Origin of the sequence: Rhizobium sp. BK275 (genome assembly GCF_014193555.1) — a bacterium.
In the GTDB taxonomy this organism is placed as follows: domain Bacteria; phylum Pseudomonadota; class Alphaproteobacteria; order Rhizobiales; family Rhizobiaceae; genus Rhizobium.
Map to the genome: position 1 here is coordinate 812174 of NZ_JACHZL010000001.1, position 20082 is coordinate 832255.

A 20082-nucleotide genomic window follows, 5' to 3' on the forward strand; every position below is an offset into this window, starting at 1 on the left:
GAAAAGCATCATGGCAGCCGTCCTCGGCCTCGATATCGGAACGACCTCCACGATAGGCATCCTGGTCGGCCTGCCGGATCGGATCCTCGCAACGGCAAGCCGGCCGGTGACCTTGTCCTCCCCGCATATCGGCTGGGCAGAGGAAAACCCTTCGGAATGGTGGGAGAACGTATGCTCCATCATCGGGGAACTGCTCGCCACCTCCGGTCTTGATGCCGGAGAGATCAGCGCGGTTGGCGTGACAGGCATGCTTCCTGCCGTCGTTTTGCTCGATGCGCGCGGCAAGGTTCTGAGGCCAAGCATTCAGCAAAGCGACGGGCGCTGCGGCGCTGAAGTCGCCGAACTGAGGGCGGAATGGGCCGAACGCGCATTCCTGGAGAGGGCCGGCAACGGCATCAATCAGCAGCTCGTCACAGCAAAGCTGAGATGGATAGAACGGCACGAACCGAGGGTCTTCGAGCAGATTGAAACGGTCTTCGGTTCCTACGACTACATCAACTATCGACTGACGGCCGCCCGCTCCGTCGAACAGAACTGGGCGCTGGAAGCAGGCTTCGTGAATATCGCAACGGATGCCATCGATGAAGAGCTCGTCCGTTTTGCGCACATCGATCCTCGCGTCGTGCCGATAAAGCGCGCGTCTTCAGAGATCATGGGGCTCGTCGATGAACGAGGCGCCTCGGAAACGGGCCTGAGGATCGGAACCCCCGTCGTTGGCGGTGCGGCCGACATGATCGCGTCCGCACTGGGTGCAGGCGTCATCGATGCCGGCGACGTTCTCTTAAAATTCGGTGGCGCGGTCGATATCCTGACGGCCACCGACGTTGTGGCCCCGGATCCCAGGCTTTTTCTCGACTATCATCTGGTGCCGGGCCTTTACATGCCGAACGGCTGCATGTCGACGGGCGGCTCTGCGCTGAATTGGTTCGTGAAAAACTTTGCATCTGGCGAACAGCATGCTGCCGACGCCAAAGGATGCAGCCTGCACCGGCACCTCGACCATCTGGCCGAACAAAAGCCTGCCGGCTCCGATGGACTGACGATCCTGCCCTATATGCTCGGTGAAAAGACGCCCATCCACGATCCGGCAGCCCGCGGTGTGATTGAAGGGCTGACGCTGTCGCACGATATCGGTCATCTCTGGCGCGCCCTGCTTGAAGCCTATGCCTATGCCATTCGCCATCACGTCGAGGTACTGATCGATATGGGACATCGCCCGAAGCGCTTTCTGGTGTCGGACGGCGGCGCACAAAGCACGATATGGATGCAGATCGTTGCCGACGTGCTCGGCGCCCCGGTGCAGCGCCTTTCGGGACATCCAGGCTCCTGCATCGGCGCGGCCTGGAGCGCTGCGACCGGCGTTGGCCTCGAATCCGACTGGCGGGGTGTCACGCGCTTCGTGCAGTTTTCGGATGTCCTGGAGCCACGTAGCGCCAATGCAATCCTGTACGAAGAAGGCTATCGCCGCTACCGGGAACTCTACGATCGCATCGCACCCGTCTGGAGACCACGGTAGATACGAACTCTTAGGGATTGTAATGGCTGAAAACTGTGCACTCCACATGGCTCCATCTGAGCGGGCCTATGATTAGGGTGACGATCATGTTTAATTCGAACAGATATTGATGTAAACGGCGTCCGTATGCGGCCTTCTGACGGACGAAATTCTGAAAGACGAACACGAGACGAAAGTAAGATGACGAGCGAGCAATCCGCCGCCAGATCCGGCGAACGACCCAAATTCCTTGCCCAGGTCCGGCAGGCCGCGATCATCGAGGAGATCGGACGGGTCGGATCGGTAACGGTCAGCGATCTGGCGCAGCAACTTTCGGTCTCTGAAATGACCGTGCGGCGCGATCTCGTCGAACTTGAGAAGGACGGCCGCCTCATCAGAACGCATGGCGGTGCGGTCAAGCCGGATCGGGCGCCCGCCCTTGCGCTCGCAGAGAATGTCGATCGCGAAGAACCGGCATTCGAGGCGCGACTTGCGCGCAACGCCGCGCAAAAGCGAAGGATCGCCGCCACCGCCGCCAGCCTGTCCCAGGCCGCGCGCAGTATTGCGATCGATGTTGGTACGACCCCCTATTTCGCAGCCGAGGCCCTTGCCGGCCGCCAGCAGGTTAAGATTTTTACCAATAGCATCCGCACGGCCTCCTATCTCGGGGCCAAGGGCGTGGAGACCTACCTGGCCGGCGGCCGGATTCGCGGCGAGGAAATGTCGACGAGCGGCCCGGCAGCCGTGGAGCAATTCGAGTCTCTGTGGTTCGACATCGCCTTCATCGGTGTTTCCGGCCTGACGGCACAGGGCATCTTCGACTATTCCTTCGAGGAAACTGACATGAAGCGTGTCTATCTAAGCCACGCCTCGCAGCGCGTGGTTCTGTGCGACTCGACAAAATTCAACCGGATGTCCCTCGTTCATGTCGCCAAACTTGGCGAATTCGACACACTTGTCTGCGACGAGGCGCCAACAGGCGAACTGGCATCAGCCCTGAAGGCCGCAGGCGTCGCTATCACGGTAGCCGACTGATCGAGGCAGGCCGCTGCAGTCACCCGGAATGGACGTTGCCTTTTGTTTTATCTTGTTTGATATTGTTCGAACCTCGTCGCATAGCTTAGCCTAAGCGCGTTGGGGTTTTGAAATCAGGATAACGATCATGTCTCAGACAACCACGGCAGTACAGGCAAGCCAGCTCTATCGGGACGAGGCAACGAGCGCTCGATTAAGGGAGTTAATTGCTGATGTCGGCGGACGGAGCGGCGAATTCCCTGACGATCTGGCCAATCATCTGCCGATGGTTCTCGAGGCCATGGCCCGACTCGGCGCTTCGGCCACGCGGCTCGAGGCTTATGCAGATCACTATACGCGCTCCCACGCCGTTCCGATGCAGCCCCCCCTCATATCTGCGTTGGACGACGCAACATGGCGCAGCGCTCTCGGCCGGCGCGAGCGAGAGGGCGACCTGCGGCGCTATTTCACTGCAAGGGTCTCAAAGGAAGGCGGTTCGGCCACGGCTCTGGCGGTCATGCCGGTGCTCGCTCCCGGTGTCGCGGCCTCGGCCACGCACGGGCTGATGCGGCTCGCCTACGCATTTCTGCGCCATGATGATGCCGAGGTCGCCGCGGCGCTCGGCTACTGGGCTGCAACCTATCTCGCCTACGAGGGCATTCCGGCCGAACGCATGCCGGATGCCACGGATCCGCTTGCATGTCTGATGGACATGCGGGCAGACCCCGCCTTACGCAATCTTGACGCACCGGCCCACCTCCTGTGGAAATGGATCGAGGCGATGGGCAAGCTCCCTGCATTTCGCGATCGTCTCGGACGGCTGGTCGCCGGGCCGGATTTCCTTGACCGCATCCGCCCGGCATCCCTTGCTCTTTATGCGGGGACGATGAGCTTCGAAGCCTTGCATGCGGTGACCGGTTGCCACTGGCTGCGTCTCGTTTCCCCGCATATCGGGAAACCTCAGAGCCTCGCGGTGCATTTCTGGGAAGTCGTGATGGCGCTCTACACCAAGATCGGCATGCCGCTTCCGCCGACCTCCGAAGAACTGGAGGAATGGCGCCATCTATCGCTGCCCTCCGATGCCGAGATAGCGGCGGCGGCCGTCGCATCCGACGACGAACATGACCATTCACTCGTGTTTTCCGCCTTCGAGGAATATCGCTATACTGGCGATCGACTGTATAAAGTCGTTGCTGCGCGACGCGTCGGGCTCATCGCCGGATGATCTCAGCGCGTCGCACTCATGGACCGATATTGGGCTGGAAATGCACCTTGTCGTAGCCGTCCAGTGATTGAAAAAAATAATCGATATTGCCCATGAACAGTCCCCGGCAAATGCCGGCGACAAGTTTTGGCACACCCGCCTTCAACCCGGTGATGCCGTTACAAACCGGACCAAGACTTGGTACCGCGGCATTGTTGAAGATATGAATATTGGCAAGCATGGATGCCGTTCCGGGAACCTTTTCGACCAGTTCGAACGCCGGACCCAGATAGGGATAGGCGAGAAGGTCGAGGTCGACCTCGCCCGTTGGCGGCACGAAGCGGTCGGCCCAGGTCGCGATCAAGCCGGAAAACCCGGCTAGTTCCGGACGATGCGCAAGGTCAATCCGGTAACCTGTTCCAAGCAGAAGGTGATCGAAGGTAAAGTCGCCGACGCTCGTCTTGACGGCAATCTCGCCGCTCGCGATCCCAACCGCTTCTATCGCTGCCCCAGACACCAGGCGGCATTGAGGGAATGCCATGGCGCGCTCGTACATTTCCACCGTCGGCGGTGTCCTGAAGGCGAACATGCGACGGGTGAATCGATAACGGCTCTCATCATCGAGATCGGAGAAGTGATTGAGAAAGCCCGGAAAATTCGACCAGTCCAGCAGTTCGGTCTTGGGCAGGGACGGCGCACGCGCGAGGACTGTTACACTGTCGGCACCCGCCTCCAGTGCGGTCACCGCCCAGTCGAAGCTGGAGGCAGCCGCACCAATCACCCCGATCCGCTTGCCGGTAAGGCTCTGTGCTAAGATGGGTTCGCCGCTATGCGTCCAACGTTCCCTCGGCAATCCGTCGCGGATCAGGGCTGGTACATGAAGCCCACCGGCCCCCTCCAGGCCCGTCGCCAGCACCACCTTGCGACAGGACATTGTGCGTTCCCGACCGCCCTGCAGAACGCGGAGCCGGAGATGATCCCGCTCCTCCTCGATTGAAAGCAGCCGGCTGTCGTTTTCGATGTTCAACCCCAGCACACTTCGAAACCAACTCAGATAGTTCATCCAGGCAATGCGATCGATCCTGTCGAGCCTGTCGAAGCTCTTGCGACCGTGAAGCGCTTCGTGCCATGCCCGATAGGTCAGGCTCGGCACGCCAAGATCCGGACCGCTCAACGTCTTCGGGGATCGCAAGGTCCGCATGCGCGCCGTCGTCACCCACGGCCCCTCCTGCCCCGCAGGCGCTGCATCGATCAGGCTGACACGTTCCACTCCTTGTCGCTTCAGGCCGAAGGCGATCGTAAGACCCGACAGGCCTGCACCGACGATAACGACGTCGTGCAAGACATCAGCCTCATCGTGCCTCGGAACCCAGGCTCGTGGCGCCGCTTCGACCATCCCAAGATCGCGTCGAACCTGTCTTTCGAGCCGGAGCAACCGCGATCGTGCTGCCTTCGCAACATCCGGGCTGGACATATCCTGCGCCGACAATGGTTCCTGCATCGAGACTGACCCCCAGAATTTTCCGGAAGCGTAGCGAACATGATCACGTTGTAAAGTGTTTGATCATGTTTCTTTTCGATTTTTTCTATCATACCGTGTTCGTTTTCGGATCGGCATTTCGGCAAACAGCCTGCCGGAGCCCGGTGGACCTCCGCATCACTCGTCTCACCGCGCGGGCCGAAATCCATGCGATAAAACAGCTATATAATGAGAGACCGGCCGTCAGGTGAAAAAACAAGCAGATCAAAGTTCATCATTTAGGCAGGGTGCGACTGCTTTAACCACAGTAGTCGGCATCGAATTCTATTTTGTTATATATGTGATTTTTTGTTTGACTTGGAATTGGGGCGCGCTAACGTCGCTTCATAATTCACCGCACCGGAAAGGTTGATTGTCATGACGAGAGCCTCTTCATTCTCCACGCCCAGAACGGCATACCGCCTGGCGGCCGCCGTCATGGCGCTGATGGCGACCACCGCCTACACGCAAGCAAAGTCGCTCGACGGCGTAACCCTGACGATCGCGTCGATGAACGACGGTTTTTCCAAAGTCCTGACCGAGTTGGCGCCCGCCTTCAAGGAGGAGACCGGTGCCGATCTCAAGGTCGAGATCATGGACTACGGCACATTGCTGACCAAGACGACTGCGGATTTCGTCGGCGACACCAAGGGTTACGATCTGGTGACCATGGACATCGTCTGGGCAGGCGCCTATGCCGAGAACAAGTATTCCGTAGACCTGACCGATTGGGTCAAGCGCGATGCTGCCGAACTCGATCTCGACGACATCTATCCGGTGGCGCTGAAATCGCTCGGCCAATATGACGATCACTACGTGGCTTTTCCGTTTGCGGCCTACGCCAACGTGCTCGCCTATCGCAAAGACCTTCTGGAGGCTGCCGGGCTGAAGCCGCCGGCGAGCATCGAAGAACTCGTCGCGGATGCCAAGAAGCTGACCGACCCTTCAAAGAAACAATACGGCTTCGTCGCCAACGGCCAGAAGGGGCCGGCAGTCGCCCAGGACTGGATGCAATACAACAACCAGCTTGGCGGCTCCATCCTCGACAAGGACGGCAAGCCCGCCCTCAACTCTGAGGCAAATATCAAGAGCCTCACGGTCTACAAGGAACTCTTTACCGAGGCCGCACCTCCCGGCGCCATCGAATATGACTGGGGTGGGCGCGAGGAAAGCTTCCGCCAGGGAATGTCTGCCTTCATGCAGACTTGGTCCGTGGGTGCTGCTGCCTATTCCGATCCGAAAGTATCGAACATCGTCGGCAAGGCCGGCATTGCCGTGGCGCCGGTTGCCGCGGGCATGACGCCGCAATATGGCGTCGGCGGCTGGGGGCTTGCGATCAATGCCGATATCGATACGTCGAAACAGGAAGCTGCGTGGACCTTCATCAAGTGGGTGACGAGCAAGAAAATCCACAAGGAGTTCAATATGCTCGGTGCCGGCGGCTTCATGCGCAAGAGCCAGATGACCGACCCCGACCTTCTTGCCAAATATGACTTCCTGCCGGTGATCGCGCAAACCTACGAGCACGGCAACGGCGAATTCCGTCCGCGCATTCCGGAATATCCGGAAATTCAGGATATGCTCGGCACAGCCGTCAATTCCGTACTCGCCGGCGCCGCAACCCCGAAGGAAGCGCTCGACAAGGCGCAGGAAGCAGCAGAAAAACTGTTCTGATCGCCGCGCCTGCCCGCCATGTTTGGCAGGCGCATTCCGCTTCGCGATCGCGCCGATCGTCAAACCGGCGCGGTCAAGGATGCAGCCTGAGGGCCGGAGCCGGGCCTGACACGAATGAACGCTGTTTTGCCGATGCCCCATCGCTTCTCCGATCGCCGCAGGCTCTTCCTGTTCTTGATGGCCGCTCCGGCAGTCGTCTACGTCGCTGCAATCGGCCTTTGGCCGCTTTCGCAAGGGATCTGGTACAGCTTCTATCGCTACAATCTTCTCCGCCCCGCCCGGACGAGCTTCGTCGGCCTGCAGAACTATGTCGACATCTTCACCGATGATGCGACGCGCACGGCAATCCTCAACACCTTCCAGTTCACGATTTTCAGTGTCGGTCTCCAGCTCATCTTCGGCTTCTGCCTGGCGCTCCTTCTGTGGCGCGACAGCCGTTTCAACCGCGCGGTTCTGGCCTTCTTGCTCGTGCCATCAACGATCACCCCACTCGTGGTCGGACTGATCTTCAAGGCGCTGCTTGGCGCCGACTACGGCATGATCGGCTATTTCCTGTCGGAGGCGGGCATCGGACCCCGCACGGGCCTCCTCACCGACGCCTCCACCGCGCTCTGGGTCCTCATAGTGATCGACTGCTGGGAGTGGACCCCTTTGATGACGCTGATCCTGCTTGCCGGTCTCAAGGCACTGCCGGCGGACCTGCTTGAGGCCGGGACAGTCGACGGCGCAACGGCATGGCAGCGCTTCCGCCTATTGGTCCTGCCCTTGATGCTGCCATCGATCTTCCTCGCACTCACGCTGAGGACGATGGATGCCTTCCGGGTCTTCGATTCCGTTTTCGTCACAACGGGCGGCGGGCCGAACGATGCCACCAACACGCTGATGATGCTGGGCGTCAAGGAGGGTCTGCAATTCTTCAATGTCGGCTATGCCTCGGCCGTCGGCAACGTCACGCTGCTCTTCATCGCGCTGATAGCGACCGTTCTGCTTCTGGTCGTCCGACGCGCCGATGTCAGGATCAACGGGAGATAGGCCGATGTCACGTGTTTCCAGACGTCGCATCCTTGCCGAGCGGACCCTCGTCCTCGTCGCAACCCTCCTGTTCCTGCTTCCGGTCTGCTGGCTGATCGCGACCGCCTACAAGCCGTCGAACCAGATATTCACCGTGCCGCCGCGCCTGACCTTCGAGCCGACGCTCGACCAGTTTCGCCAGGCCCTTGCGCTGTTCGACGTCGTTTCGCTCGTCCGCTCATCGCTGGTGATCAGCCTTGGCACGACGCTTCTTTCGCTTCTGCTCGGCGTTCCCTCCGGCTACGCTCTGGCGCGCTCCAAGGCACGCTTTGCCACTGGCTTTGCCTATTTCTTCCTGGCGATCCGGATGATCCCGGCGATCGCCGCACTGATCCCCTTTTATCTGCTGATGCGTGACATCGGGCTGCTCGGCAGCTGGTGGGCGGTCATCGTATTCAATACCATGCTGAACTGCGCCTTCGTGACCTGGATGATGTTTTCCTACTTCAAGTCGCTGCCGCCGGACATGGAAGAGGCGGCGCTGACCGATGGCTGCACGCTGATCGGTGCCTTCCTGCGCGTGGCCCTGCCGTCGGTGCGCTCGGGCATCATCGCCTGCGCACTCTTTTGCATGATGTTCTCCTGGAACGACTTCCTTCACCCGATGTTTCTGACGACCCTGGATTCAAAGCCGATCTCAGTCGCGCTGCTGACGGCTTATGGAACCAAGGACATTACCTGGGGCACGCTCGGAGCTCTTGCGCACTTTTCCACCATACCGATTGTCCTGATGGCGCTTTTCATGAACCGCTATTTCGTTCAGGGCGCGACCAACGGCGTACAGTAGGGCAGACAGCATGGCCGAAATCTCGTTTACGAACGTCTCAAAGACCTATGCCGGCGGCAAGGCCGCGGCGCTGAGTGATTTCAATCTCAAGATCGCCGATGGGGAATTCATGGTACTGGTCGGCCCGTCCGGCTGCGGCAAGACCACCGCTCTTCGAATGATCGCCGGCCTGGAGGATATCTCCTCCGGCAAGTTGAAGATCAACGACACTGTGGCAAACGATCTGTCGCCTCGCGACCGCGATATAGCCATGGTCTTTCAGTCCTACGCGCTTTATCCGCATCTTACCGTTGCGGACAATATCGCCTTCGGACTGAAGGTGCGCGGCGCCAAGCCTGAAGTCATCGCCGACAAGGTGCGCGAAACCGCCGCGCTGCTGGAATTGACGGAATTTCTGGATCGCAAGCCGAACCGTCTTTCGGGTGGCCAGCGGCAGCGTGTCGCCATGGGCCGTGCCTTGGTGCGCTCGCCCAACGCCTTCCTGATGGATGAACCGCTTTCCAATCTCGATGCACGCCTGCGCGGTCAGATGCGCGCGGAAATCTCGCGGCTGCAGCGCATGACGGCGGTCACGACGGTCTATGTCACCCACGACCAGGTGGAAGCCATGACGATGGGCCACCGCGTTGCCGTCATGAACAAGGGAACACTGCAGCAGCTTGATACGCCACGGGCGCTCTATGATCATCCGGTCAACATGTTCGTCGCCGGCTTCATCGGTTCCCCGCCAATCAACTTTCTGGAGGGCAGGCTCGTCGCGCATGACAACGGCCCGGCCGTTGCAATCGGCGAATTCCTGTTGCCGCTCGCGCAACAGGGCGAGCGCGCGGCCCGCCGCATTGATCGACGGGTCGCGATCGGCATCCGGCCCGAACATTTGAAGCTGTCTGACAATGCCGGTATGCCCGGCACGATCTCGGCGAGAGCCTCCTTCGTCGAGGACCTGGGAGCCGATCTGCTCGTCCACATGGAGGACAAGGGAACGGCTGCGAGCAGTGCCGTCGTCATGGACGACGAACGTGACATGATGAAATCGGCGCCGAGGCTGAAAGCACTCGTCGACAGCAGCCATCGGGTGCAGCGCGACGAACGCGTGACATTCTCCGTGGATCCGTCGCTGATCCTGCTGTTCGATCCGGAAACCGGAGCTCGCCTGTGAGCAACGAACCGACCGCGACCTTCTGGCCTCTGGGCGGCACGGTTTCCAAAGCCGGTATTGCCTTGATCATCATCGACATGCAGATCGATTTCTGCGCCGCCGGCGGCTGGGTCGACCAGCTTGGTGAGGACGTGTCAAACACCCGTTCGGTAATCACACGTATAGCTGAGACGCTCGCCCGCGCCCGCGCGGCCGGCCTGACGGTCATTCACACCCGGGAGGGACATCATCCGGACCTTTCTGATCTCCACACCAACAAGCAATGGCGAACGCGCCGTCATGGGTTGGGGATCGGCGACATGGGAAAGACCGGCCGGATACTCGTTCGTGGTGAGCCCGGTTGGCAGATCATTCCGGAATTGACACCGATCGACGGGGAGATCGTCATCGACAAGCCGGGTAAATCCTCGTTTCATCGGACCGATCTTGCCGAACAACTCGAAAGCCGCGGCATTTCGCGGCTCGTCGTCACCGGCGTGACGTCGGATTGCTGCGTACAATCCACCATCCGCGACGGCTTCGAGCACGGCATCGAATGCGTCCTTCTGGAAGATTGTACTGCTGCAGTCGAGACCCGAAACCATGAGGCGACGCTGGAAATCCTTCGGGCCTTTGGCGGGCGCTGGGGTGGCGTCGCCGATCGGACCGCTTTTGCCGCCATGCTGGAAACGGCCGATGATTGAGAACTCGACGAACCATTTCGGGCGGATTGACGCCAACCCCTATGCGTGGCCCTTCGACGGTGAATGGTCATCCGGTGACACGGCCCTTCTGCTCCTCGGCTTCCAGAGCGGCATCGTCCGCGGCCTCGCCGCCGAAGCGGAGCGCGATACCGCCATGCGCTTGATCGAGGCGGCCGGCCGTCGCGGTCTTGCCATCATCGCCTCCAGGCGCGGACAGGATCCCGAAGGCGGCGCTCTCGCACGGCGACGTGCGGTCCTTGGCGATGAGGTTCCCACAAAAGGCAGCCCAGACTGGCAGTTCGATGACAGCATGTCGCTTCCGCCCGCCGCCATCATCGTCGATCATGCCGGCGATAACGCTTTCTTCGGAACCGGCCTTGAGGACACTCTCCGCAGGCACGGAATTCGCAACCTTCTCGTGACCGGCCTGCCGACCGACGGGCTGGTTCACGCAACACAGCGTGCGGCAAACGACATGGGTTTCGAATGCCTGACGGTCTTCGACGCCTGCAAGGGAACCTCTCCAGGGCGCCATGACGCACAGCTGCGCATAACCACTTTCGGCAACGGCCTTTTCGGCGCGATTGCCTCAGCCGCCGCCATCGAGGCGGCTCTCGGAAGTCATCAGGAGTAAAGCCATGTCCGAACTAAAATGGTCCGACACGACGGGAAGCCTCGACCTTTCGACGCTCTCGTCCGCCTATGCGGCCGGTATGCTGACGCCGACGCGCGTGGTGAACGCGATCTACGATCGTATCGCGGCGCGCGGCGAGGATCACGTCTGGACCTATCTCGTGTCGCGCGAGACCGCTCTTGCGGCGGCAGACGCGCTCGAGGCAGAGGGCTATGACGGCCGGCCGCTCTGGGGCATTCCGTTTTCCGTGAAGGACTGCAACGACATTGTCGGCCTCCCCACCACGAATGCCCTGAAGGAAGGTGCCTATATCGCGACGTCCAGCGGTCAAGCACTGGACAGGATCTTCGATGCCGGCGCCATTCTCATCGGCAAGACCAACATGGATCAGTTCGGCATCGGCCTTGTCGGCATGCGCACGCCCTATGGTGCCTGCTCGTCGGTCTTCGATGATCGCTTCATCTCGGGGGGATCGAGTTCCGGGTCGGGCGTCTCGGTCGCGGCAGGGCTTTCGTCCTTTTCCATCGCAAACGATGCCGCCGGCTCTGGTCGCGTGCCGGCCGGTTTCAACAACATCGTCGGCATCAAGCCGACGCCCGGCCTCGTCAGCAATGCATGCGTGTCCGGCGGAGGCTGCGTCAAGACGATCGAAACGCTCGCAATCTTCTCGCTGACCGTCGAGGACGGCATGAGCGTCCTCAGGCTGATCGCCGGGTACGACCCGTCATACCCGTTCTCCCGGCCGGAAGCGGACGCCGTTCCGCTGATACCCGCGCCCGCGCCGCCGCGTTTCCGCTTCGGCGTGCCGGCTGGCAAAGCACTTCGCTTCTTCGGCGATACCGAGGCTGGAAGGCTCTTCGGCGAGGCGATGGCGCGATTGACCGCGATGGGAGGAGAAAAGGTCGAAGTGGACTTTGCTCCGTTTGAGGAAACGCAGCGTATACTCTACGAGGGGCCATGGATCTCAGAAAGAGCGTTGAGCCTCGACAGCGTGCTTGAGCAGCATGGCGAGGCGATCCATCCGGTCACACGTCAGATCCTGTCGAAATCCGCAAGCTTTACGGCTGGCGACACCTTTGCAGCCATTCACAGGATCGCCGAACTGAAGCGCGATACGCGCGCCCTCTGGGACGACATTACCGTGCTGTTGGTTCCGACGACGCCGACGATCTACACCAAGGAAGAGATTGCCGCCAATCCCATTCAACTCAACAGCAATCTCGGTATCTACACCAATTTCGTGAACCTGATGGGGTTGTGCGGCATCGCCGTTCCCAACGGCTTTCGCAAGGATGGCCTGCCGCTTGGCGTAACCTTCCTCGCCCCTGGTTTTAACGAGGCGCGAGCAGCCGGTATCGCAGCTGCGTTCCACAGGGCGACCGGGCTCAAGCTCGGCAAATTCGACAATCCCTATCCGGTACCGGCTGACGCGTCTCTGCCCGACGGCTATCGTGAAATTGCCGTCGTCGGTGCACACCTTTCCGGAATGCCGCTCAATCACGAGCTCACGCAGCGATCAGGCCTGTTTCGCAGAGCCGCCCGAACCAGCGGCGATTACCGTCTCTTCGCGTTGAGCGGCGCCATGCCTCCCAAGCCCGGCCTGGTCCGGGACGTCTCGAGCGGCGCCCCGATCGATGTCGAGGTCTGGGCTTTGCCCGTAGCAGACTTTGGAGATTTCATCGATCGGATTCCAGCGCCACTTGGTGTGGGAAAGCTCTCGCTGGAGGACGGCTCTGTGGTCACCGGTTTTCTGTGCGAGGCGGTCGCGCTCAAGGAGCAGCCCGATATTACTGCTTACGGTGGCTGGCGCCGATACGTGGAAAGTATGGCCGTCTGATCCAAAATGTAAGCGTGGTCGCAAACAGTCGCAAGCCTATGGAAAATCGACGGCGAGCACTCCTCCCCTTGTATATTCAATTTGCACTCATTGCTGGATGATCGGTGCGCTCTACGGCAAAACTTGGGACGAACTTCACTTGCCGAAGCCGAATGTTTTCCGCAGACTTTTATCGACGGCGTTTGCGGGCATGAATCTGCGCAACCGGCTGAGAAGCTTCGCTTGACCGCCCGCGGGTTGACGCATGCGGTACGGACCGTTGATCGTCGCCAGGATTTTCTCGGCTACCGTCTGCGCCGACGGCGCCGATTTGATCTGCGCCTGAACCGCTTCGACGGTCGCATTGGCCTGCGTTTCGTAGACGCCCAAGGGCGCCTCAGTATGTGCCGCGTTTACGTCGAGCTTCGTGTTGGTGAAGGTGGGTTCGAGCAACACGACCCTGACGTTAAACTCACGGATCTCGTGATCCAGGGACTCCGACAGCCCCTCAAGCGCGTGCTTGCTGCTGGCATATAGCCCCATGAACGGCGCAGGCAGGAAGCCCAAAACCGAGCTGACATTAATGATGAGCCCGCTCCGAGCGGCACGCATGGAGGGCAGAGCGGCGCGGATCATGCGCAAAGGGCCGAACACGTTGGTGTCGAATACCTTTTGAGCCTCCGCGGTCGAAGTATTCTCGACAGGACCGACCAGCGAAACGCCAGCATTATTGATCAGCACATCAATTTTACCTGCTTCCGACAAAACCCATTCCACAAAGTTCGTAACCGATGTGTCGTCGGTGACGTCGACGGTTCCGAAGCGGACGCCGGGAATGGAAGGAGCACGGTGCAGGTTGCGTGCGCCTCCAAACACCTGGAAGCCATTTTGTGCAAGAAGGCGCGCCACTGCCTCGCCTATTCCGGATGATGCGCCTGTGACGACGACGACTTTTTTATTGGACATGCATGCTCCTGAGGATTGCGCAAATAGTTGATTGCGAGGGGTTTCGGCCGGAGGACCAATCCCGAATGGGAAGTCTTCATTTCGCAAACAATCATTTTAGATTTCGATCAACATCGAAACTGATTTTGGATGTCAATCAACATATAAAATGAAACGGACTTGGTTTTATTGAGTTTTGATAAGGAGCGTCCGACCCGCTGCCATGAATTCCTTGATCAGGGAGTCGCGTTTGGTGCCTGCGCGGGATCGATCCGCGGCTCGCAGTGCCTCTTTCCGGTCGCTTGCTGCAAGTTCCGTGCAATAGGTTGGGATTGGAGAGGACAAGATGACCGGGACGAAAATCATGCACCGTTCGACGTCGGATCGACATTGGCGGAGCGCCCGTCTGATTTGTCGAGCGCGCGCATGATAAAGCGGATTTGAGCGCGGGCGGCTGCAGCCATGTCCTCTCCTTCCTGAACACGCTGCTCAACCAAAATCGGATGGAAGAACGGCAGGAACGCGGTGATCACTCCCCGTGTGGCATCGTCGGCATCTTCCGCATGGAACTCGCCTGCTTGCAAACCCTCGCGGATCAGTGCTGTCAGGATCGTCTGGATTTGCTCGTTATGCACATTGATGGTTGCCCATCTTTCGTTCATGGCAGCGACGAGCAAATCGTGAATGGGCCTCTCCTCCACCAGCCTCCTCCTGCTGTGCCGGTGGAGCACGTTCAAAAGGTCAACAAGCCTTTTGCTTGCTGGCGCGTCCATCCGTGCGACGGCAAAAACAATTTCAGCAACCTCGTTGATGATACGCCCACAGACGGAACTGTTGATCGCCGCCCTTGTGGGAAAGAACCGGTATACGCTCGCTCGACTTGTGCCCAGGTCGGACGCAATGTCAGCAACCGTGGTCTTGCGATGGCCGATACGGCGAATGTGTTTTTCCGCAATATCCAGGATGCGATCACGTCCTTGCCCTAAAATTGCTTCGTCCGAAGCTGAGGAATAAAGCCCTCGTTCATGAGATTCCGACTCCTGTCGATCGGAAGCCCAATAAACACCCCGGACCATCGATACTGAGCCGCTGGTTTTCTCCTTCGCGTCAGGGGGGGGCACGTCAGTACATATCCGAAACATGATGTTACTCCGCAGCCATAGCGCGTTGCAGTTCTGGAGCATTTTGCTCTGTATGATGTGTTTCTCTTTCAGTCGGCTTGATGCGGAACCAGGTGGCATAGAGAGCGGGGAGGAAGAGCAGGATCATTACGGTCCCGACCGCCGTACCACCGATCAGCGTGTAGGCCATCGACCCCCAGAATACCGAGTGGGTGAGAGGGATGAAGGCAAGGACGGCCGCGAGTGCTGTCAACATGACCGGACGTGTCCGCTGGACTGTCGCCTCGATGACGGCATGATAGTCGTCGAGACCGGCTGCCTGGTTCTCCTTGATCTGTTCAGTCAGGATCAAGGTGTTGCGCATCAGGATTCCCGCGAGCCCGATCAGTCCGAGAATGGCATTGAAGCCGAACGGTTGATGGAAGATAAGCAAGACGGGAACAACACCAGCAAGACCAAGCGGTCCCGTCAGCATCACCATGGTCATCGTTGACAGGCTGCGGACCTGCAGGACGATGACGATCAGCATTGCGGCAATCATCGCCGGGAAGATCTGAACAAGGGCAACATTGGCCTTCAAAGATTCTTCGATGTTTCCGCCCATCTCGATACGATATCCGACCGGAAGCGAGGCGATCAGCGGCTGGAGTGCCTTCAGAACCTGCTGCGAGACTTCGGGCGGCTGTGTCGCCTCGTTAATGTCCGAGCGGATCGTAATGACAGGCGTTCGGTCGCGCCTTTTCAGGATCGGCTCTTCAAACCGGATTTCAGAATGACCGATCTGATCGAGTGGAACCTGTCGGCCGTCCCGGCTCATCAGCGAGAAGTCTGCCAGTCTTGACGGATCAAGCCTGTTTTCGCCGGCACTGCGCGCGATGACGGGCACGTTCCGGATGTTCTCGCGAACCTGGGTGATCGGAATACCGCTCAACAGCAATTGCATCTGCTGGGCTGCCTCCGCCGGCGAAAGGCCGATCAGGCTCAGCCGATTCTGGTCAGGAACGAAGCGCAGCACCGGCGTGCGGTTGCCCCAGTCGCGATTGGCCTGACGGACATCCGGCACGCCTTTCATGATGTCGAGGGCCTTCTCGGAGATTTCATACAATTTCTTGGGATCAGGTCCCATGACGCGAAACTCGACCGGGAATGGTGTGTAGGGACCGAATACGAGCTGCGTTACACGGACATAGGCTTCAGGTGCGAGCCCCTCCGAGACAGCCGTCCGGAGACGGTGCTTCAAGGCCTCGCGGGTCTCGGCGTCGGAAGTCAGCACGACGATCTTGGCGAAGGATGGGTCCGGCAATTCCGGCGCCATGGCGAAGAAGAAACGGGGAGCGCCTTGACCGACATAGCTGGTGACGGTCTTTGTCTCCGGCTGCTTTTGCAGCCACCCTTCGAGCTTCTCGACCGTGGCTGTCGTCGTCTCGATACTGGTACCCTCAGGCATACGGACTTCGACCAATACTTCCGGACGATCCGACGTCGGGAAAAACTGCTGCTTGACCGCTCCCATGCCAACGACGGAGATGCCCATAGCGATGCCGACTACCGCACATGTGACGAACTTGTGCCGCACGGCAAACTCGATCACCCCCCGAAGGCGGCGATAGTTCGAGGTGTCGTAGATGGCGTGATGGCCACCTTCAACCGGCTTGATCGCAGGCAGCATCTTGACGCCGAGGTAGGGCGTGAAGATCACGGCGACGATCCAGGAGACGATGAGGGCAAAGCCCACCACCCAGAAGATGTTGCCGGCATATTCGCCGGCGGTCGAGCGGGCGAAGCCGACCGGCATCAGCCCGATGATCGTTACCAGCGTACCGGATAGCATGGGGGCAGCGGTATGGCTCCATGCATAGGCGGCCGCCTTGATGCGATCCATCCCTTCTTCCATCTTCACCACCATCACCTCGATAGCGATGATGGCGTCGTCGACCAGAAGGCCGAGCGCCAGGATTAGCGCACCGAGCGTGATGCGGTCGAAGAACCTGCCAGTCTCCAGCATGATGAGGAAGACAACGGCAAGCGTGAGGGGCACGGCCAGTGCAACGACGATGCCAACACGCCACCCGAGGCTGATGAGGCTTACGAACAGCACGACGCCAAGCGCCATGGCGAATTTCAGCATGAACTCGCCGACGGCCTCCTGGATGTTGACGGCCTGGTCGCTGACCTTGGCGAGCGTCATGCCGAGCGGCAAGGTCTGTGCGATCGCAACGGATTTTTCTTCCAGCGCCTTCCCGAGCTCCAGACCATTCCATCCCTGCTGCATTACCACGCCGAGCATGATGGCAGGTTCGCCATCGTGACGGATGATATAGATGGCCGGATCTTCATAGCCGCGACGAACCTCGGCAAAATCTGAGAGCTTCATCATGCGCCCGGCTGCGACGATCGGCGTATCGGCGATCGCCTGTATGCTGTCATAAGCGCCATCGAAGCGGATGAAGACCTGCGGGCCGCGCGTATCGATCGATCCCGCCGGCGTCACGGTATTCTGCCGCTGCAAAGCGGCCGCAATGTCCTGTGCCGAAATGCCGAGAGTGGCCAGTTTGGCATAGGAGAATTCGACAAAGATCTGTTCGGGCCGTTCTCCGAGGATGTTGATCTTCTTGACACCGGGCACATGCAGAAGATCCTGACGGATCGCTTCTGCCTGACGCACAAGGTCGCGCATCGGCATGCCCTTGGCCTTCAGTGCATAAAGTGCGAAGCTGACATCGGAATACTCGTCGTTGACAAAGGGACCAAGAACGCCCTGAGGCAGGTTACGCGCCTCGTCTCCAAGCTTCTTTCGGGCCTGATAGAATTCCTCTTCGACTGCCGTGGCCGGCGTACTATCCTTAAGCGTAACGGTCAGAAAGGCGTATCCCGGCCGCGTTGTCGTCTCTACGCGGTCGTACCAGGTGAGTTCCTGAAGGCGTTTCTCAAGGGGTTCGGCGACAAGATCCTGCATTTCGCGCGCTGTCGCGCCCGGCCACACGGCTGTCACGGTCAGAGTCTTGATGGTGAACGAGGGGTCCTCCGCCCGCCCGAGCTTGGCAAAGGCATAGACGCCGGCGGCAGCAAGCAGGATGATGAAGAACAGGGTAACGGCTCTCTCGCGAACAGCGAGCGCGGACAAATTGAAGCTCATTGGTTGACCGCCTCTGCTTGTTCCGTACGAACGCTCGCACCGTCCTGCAGGAGATGCGCTCCGAGAGCGACGATCGGCTCGCCTGCCTCCAGGCTGGAAACCACCGCGACCTCCTCGCCGATCTTCTCTACCTGCACTGAACGGAACTGGACGGTCGACGATTTTTCGTCAAAGACCCACACACCGGTTCGGCTGCCGTCGTCAAAAACAGCGCCGACCGGCACCGCTGCATGCGACAGGCCATTGTCGCTGGAAATCTTGATCGTCACCGTCGCGCCGAGCGGGGCCGAGGCTGCGGCGCCATCCAGAACCCAGCGTGCTTCATAAGTGCGGGTTTGAGGATCGGCGGCATCCGAGATCTGCCGAAGCCGCGCCTTGTCTTGCCGGCTTTCGCTTCCGTAGACGCTTGCCTCGGCTATGTCTCCAATCTGGGGCCGAACGGATTCCGGAAGCCAGACCAGCGCCTCACGAGGCCCGGCTTGGGCGAGCCGGATGACCGTCTGTCCAGCCGTGACCACTTGCCCCGGCTCCCCAAGCGTTTCGACGACCGTGCCATCGGTATCGGCGATCAGCAGGGAGTAAGTCGCCGCGTTTTCGGCGACCCTAGCATCTGCTTGCGCCGCCGCGAGCTGGGCGGTTGCGGTATCCAACGCTGCTTTTGCCTGTTCGTAACGCTGCGGAGAAGCGGCTGCCAGTCCGTTTTTCACCAAAGCGGCGTAGCGTCTCTCGTCTGCTTGCGCCTGGGTCAGGACGGCCTGAGCTGCAGCGACTGCATTGCGTTTTGCGGCAAGCGCCAGCCGCAGATCGGTCTCGTCGATGCGCATCAAAGGCTGACCCGCCTTAACCTGCTCGCCGATGTCCACATAACGCTGCATGATTTTGCCGGGTACACGAAATCCCAGGTTGCTTTGCACCCGAGCAGCGATTGTGCCTGTGAAGGTCCGCACAGCGGTATCCGGCCTCTTTGCGTCCACCAAGCTGACGAGCGGCGGCGCAACGCGGGGGTCGGCGGCTTGCGCCTTTCCTCCCGAGGACTCGGCGACGAGAATGAACGCCGTAACGCTGGCGGCAGCGAGTAGGCCGAAGCTGGTAAGAAGAATTTTGCGATTCATGTCATTGACCCTTGTTGACGGGCACAGCAGTTAAATTAGATTGCGATCTAACTCTAATTGTGATATAGATGTCAAATGAAATCTAAATGGAGATTGCTATGAGAGTCAGTCGCGCTCAAGCCGAAGCGAACCGAGAGACGGTCATCAACGTGGCCAGCAGGCTCTTTCGAGAGCACGGCTTCGATGGTATCGGCCTCAAGGATTTGATGAAGGGTGCCGGGCTCACCCAGGGCGCCTTCTACAAACAGTTCGAATCCAAGGATGACTTGGCGGCATTGGCATCGCGGCGAGCGATGGAGAGCGCGACGCGTAGATGGTCGACGGTCGCCGCAGGTAGTCCCGATCCGCTTGAGGCAGTTGTCGGCCTTTACCTTTCGACCGATCACCGGGGAGAAACAGGCGACGGATGCCCTCTTGCAGCGCTTGGCTCCGATGCTGCGCGCCAAAGCGAAGGCGTACGAACTCCATTCCAGGATGGCATTGAAGCTCATCTACAGATTCTCGACGAACTGATCCCGGCATCGGACAGCTCGAAACCTTATGACAAAGCCATGGCTGTCCTGTCCCTCATGGTGGGGGCGGTGACGATCTCTCGCATCATGACAGATGAAGACATGTCGCGGCGGGTCCTCGAAACCGCCGCAGACGCGGTCAAACGCATCACGAGCTGCACAGAAGAGGAATGAAATGCAGCGTTGGAATGGAGCGTTCG

At 59.8% G+C, this 20082-nt stretch carries 16 protein-coding genes; 11 read left to right on the forward strand and 5 right to left on the reverse strand.

Features of this window, described 5'->3' with window-relative positions:
- Window positions 1–10 precede the first annotated feature (10 nt).
- The 3 genes from FHT82_RS03665 to FHT82_RS03675 all read left to right on the forward strand — a co-directional run bounded on the left by FHT82_RS03665 (window position 11) and on the right by FHT82_RS03675 (window position 3734).
- Window positions 11–1516: an FGGY-family carbohydrate kinase gene (locus FHT82_RS03665; RefSeq protein ID WP_183726394.1), complete on the forward strand. Its 1506-nt coding sequence runs from the start codon at window positions 11–13 to the stop codon at window positions 1514–1516.
- Window positions 1517–1696: 180 nt separating this feature from the next.
- Entirely contained in the window at window positions 1697–2530 is an 834-nt protein-coding gene (locus tag FHT82_RS03670; protein ID WP_183726396.1) for a DeoR/GlpR family DNA-binding transcription regulator, read from the forward strand.
- Window positions 2531–2657: 127 nt separating this feature from the next.
- Entirely contained in the window at window positions 2658–3734 is a 1077-nt protein-coding gene (locus FHT82_RS03675) for a questin oxidase family protein (RefSeq protein WP_183726398.1), read from the forward strand.
- A 16-nt stretch (window positions 3735–3750) separates the two neighbouring features.
- Here FHT82_RS03675 and FHT82_RS03680 read toward each other — a convergent pair whose 3' ends face one another.
- On the reverse strand, window positions 3751–5055 hold the full coding sequence (locus FHT82_RS03680) for an NAD(P)/FAD-dependent oxidoreductase (RefSeq protein ID WP_246698041.1): 1305 nt from the start codon (window positions 5053–5055) through the stop codon (window positions 3751–3753).
- Window positions 5056–5670: 615 nt separating this feature from the next.
- Here FHT82_RS03680 and FHT82_RS03685 point away from each other — a divergent pair.
- The 7 genes from FHT82_RS03685 (at window position 5671) to atzF (ending at window position 13077) form a co-directional block, all read left to right on the forward strand.
- Window positions 5671–6906, forward strand: coding sequence for a sugar ABC transporter substrate-binding protein (locus FHT82_RS03685; protein WP_246698082.1), 1236 nt, complete (start codon window positions 5671–5673; stop codon window positions 6904–6906).
- A 132-nt stretch (window positions 6907–7038) separates the two neighbouring features.
- The gene (locus FHT82_RS03690) at window positions 7039–7938 is read left to right on the forward strand and encodes a sugar ABC transporter permease (protein WP_183727270.1); all 900 of its coding nucleotides are present in this window, start codon (window positions 7039–7041) and stop codon (window positions 7936–7938) included.
- Window positions 7939–7942: 4 nt separating this feature from the next.
- Complete coding sequence (locus tag FHT82_RS03695) at window positions 7943–8764, forward strand: carbohydrate ABC transporter permease (RefSeq protein WP_183726402.1); 822 nt, start codon at window positions 7943–7945, stop codon at window positions 8762–8764.
- A gap of 10 nt (window positions 8765–8774) precedes the next feature.
- Window positions 8775–9923, forward strand: a complete 1149-nt coding sequence (locus FHT82_RS03700; RefSeq protein ID WP_183726404.1) for an ABC transporter ATP-binding protein — start codon at window positions 8775–8777, stop codon at window positions 9921–9923.
- Window positions 9920–10606 (forward strand): isochorismatase family cysteine hydrolase, encoded by a 687-nt coding sequence (locus FHT82_RS03705; RefSeq protein ID WP_183726406.1) that lies wholly within the window; start codon window positions 9920–9922, stop codon window positions 10604–10606. Before FHT82_RS03700 ends, FHT82_RS03705 begins: the two co-directional genes overlap by 4 nt.
- The gene (locus tag FHT82_RS03710; protein ID WP_183726408.1) at window positions 10599–11240 is read left to right on the forward strand and encodes a cysteine hydrolase; all 642 of its coding nucleotides are present in this window, start codon (window positions 10599–10601) and stop codon (window positions 11238–11240) included. The genes FHT82_RS03705 and FHT82_RS03710 overlap by 8 nt, the downstream gene beginning before the upstream one ends.
- A gap of 4 nt (window positions 11241–11244) precedes the next feature.
- Entirely contained in the window at window positions 11245–13077 is a 1833-nt protein-coding gene (gene atzF, locus FHT82_RS03715) for an allophanate hydrolase (RefSeq protein WP_183726410.1), read from the forward strand.
- Between the two features lie 135 nt (window positions 13078–13212).
- Here atzF and FHT82_RS03720 read toward each other — a convergent pair whose 3' ends face one another.
- From FHT82_RS03720 to FHT82_RS03735, 4 genes are all read right to left on the reverse strand, one after another.
- Complete coding sequence (locus tag FHT82_RS03720) at window positions 13213–14022, reverse strand: oxidoreductase (protein ID WP_183726412.1); 810 nt, start codon at window positions 14020–14022, stop codon at window positions 13213–13215.
- A gap of 341 nt (window positions 14023–14363) precedes the next feature.
- On the reverse strand, window positions 14364–15143 hold the full coding sequence (locus FHT82_RS03725) for a TetR/AcrR family transcriptional regulator (RefSeq protein WP_183726414.1): 780 nt from the start codon (window positions 15141–15143) through the stop codon (window positions 14364–14366).
- A gap of 4 nt (window positions 15144–15147) precedes the next feature.
- Window positions 15148–18258: an efflux RND transporter permease subunit gene (locus FHT82_RS03730; RefSeq protein ID WP_183726416.1), complete on the reverse strand. Its 3111-nt coding sequence runs from the start codon at window positions 18256–18258 to the stop codon at window positions 15148–15150.
- Window positions 18255–19370, reverse strand: a complete 1116-nt coding sequence (locus tag FHT82_RS03735; RefSeq protein WP_183726417.1) for an efflux RND transporter periplasmic adaptor subunit — start codon at window positions 19368–19370, stop codon at window positions 18255–18257. The genes FHT82_RS03730 and FHT82_RS03735 overlap by 4 nt, the downstream gene beginning before the upstream one ends.
- A 98-nt stretch (window positions 19371–19468) precedes the next feature.
- On the opposite strand from FHT82_RS03735, the gene FHT82_RS03740 reads away from it, so the two are divergent.
- Complete coding sequence (locus tag FHT82_RS03740; RefSeq protein WP_183727272.1) at window positions 19469–20056, forward strand: TetR/AcrR family transcriptional regulator; 588 nt, start codon at window positions 19469–19471, stop codon at window positions 20054–20056.
- The last annotated feature ends 26 nt before the right edge of the window (window positions 20057–20082 follow it).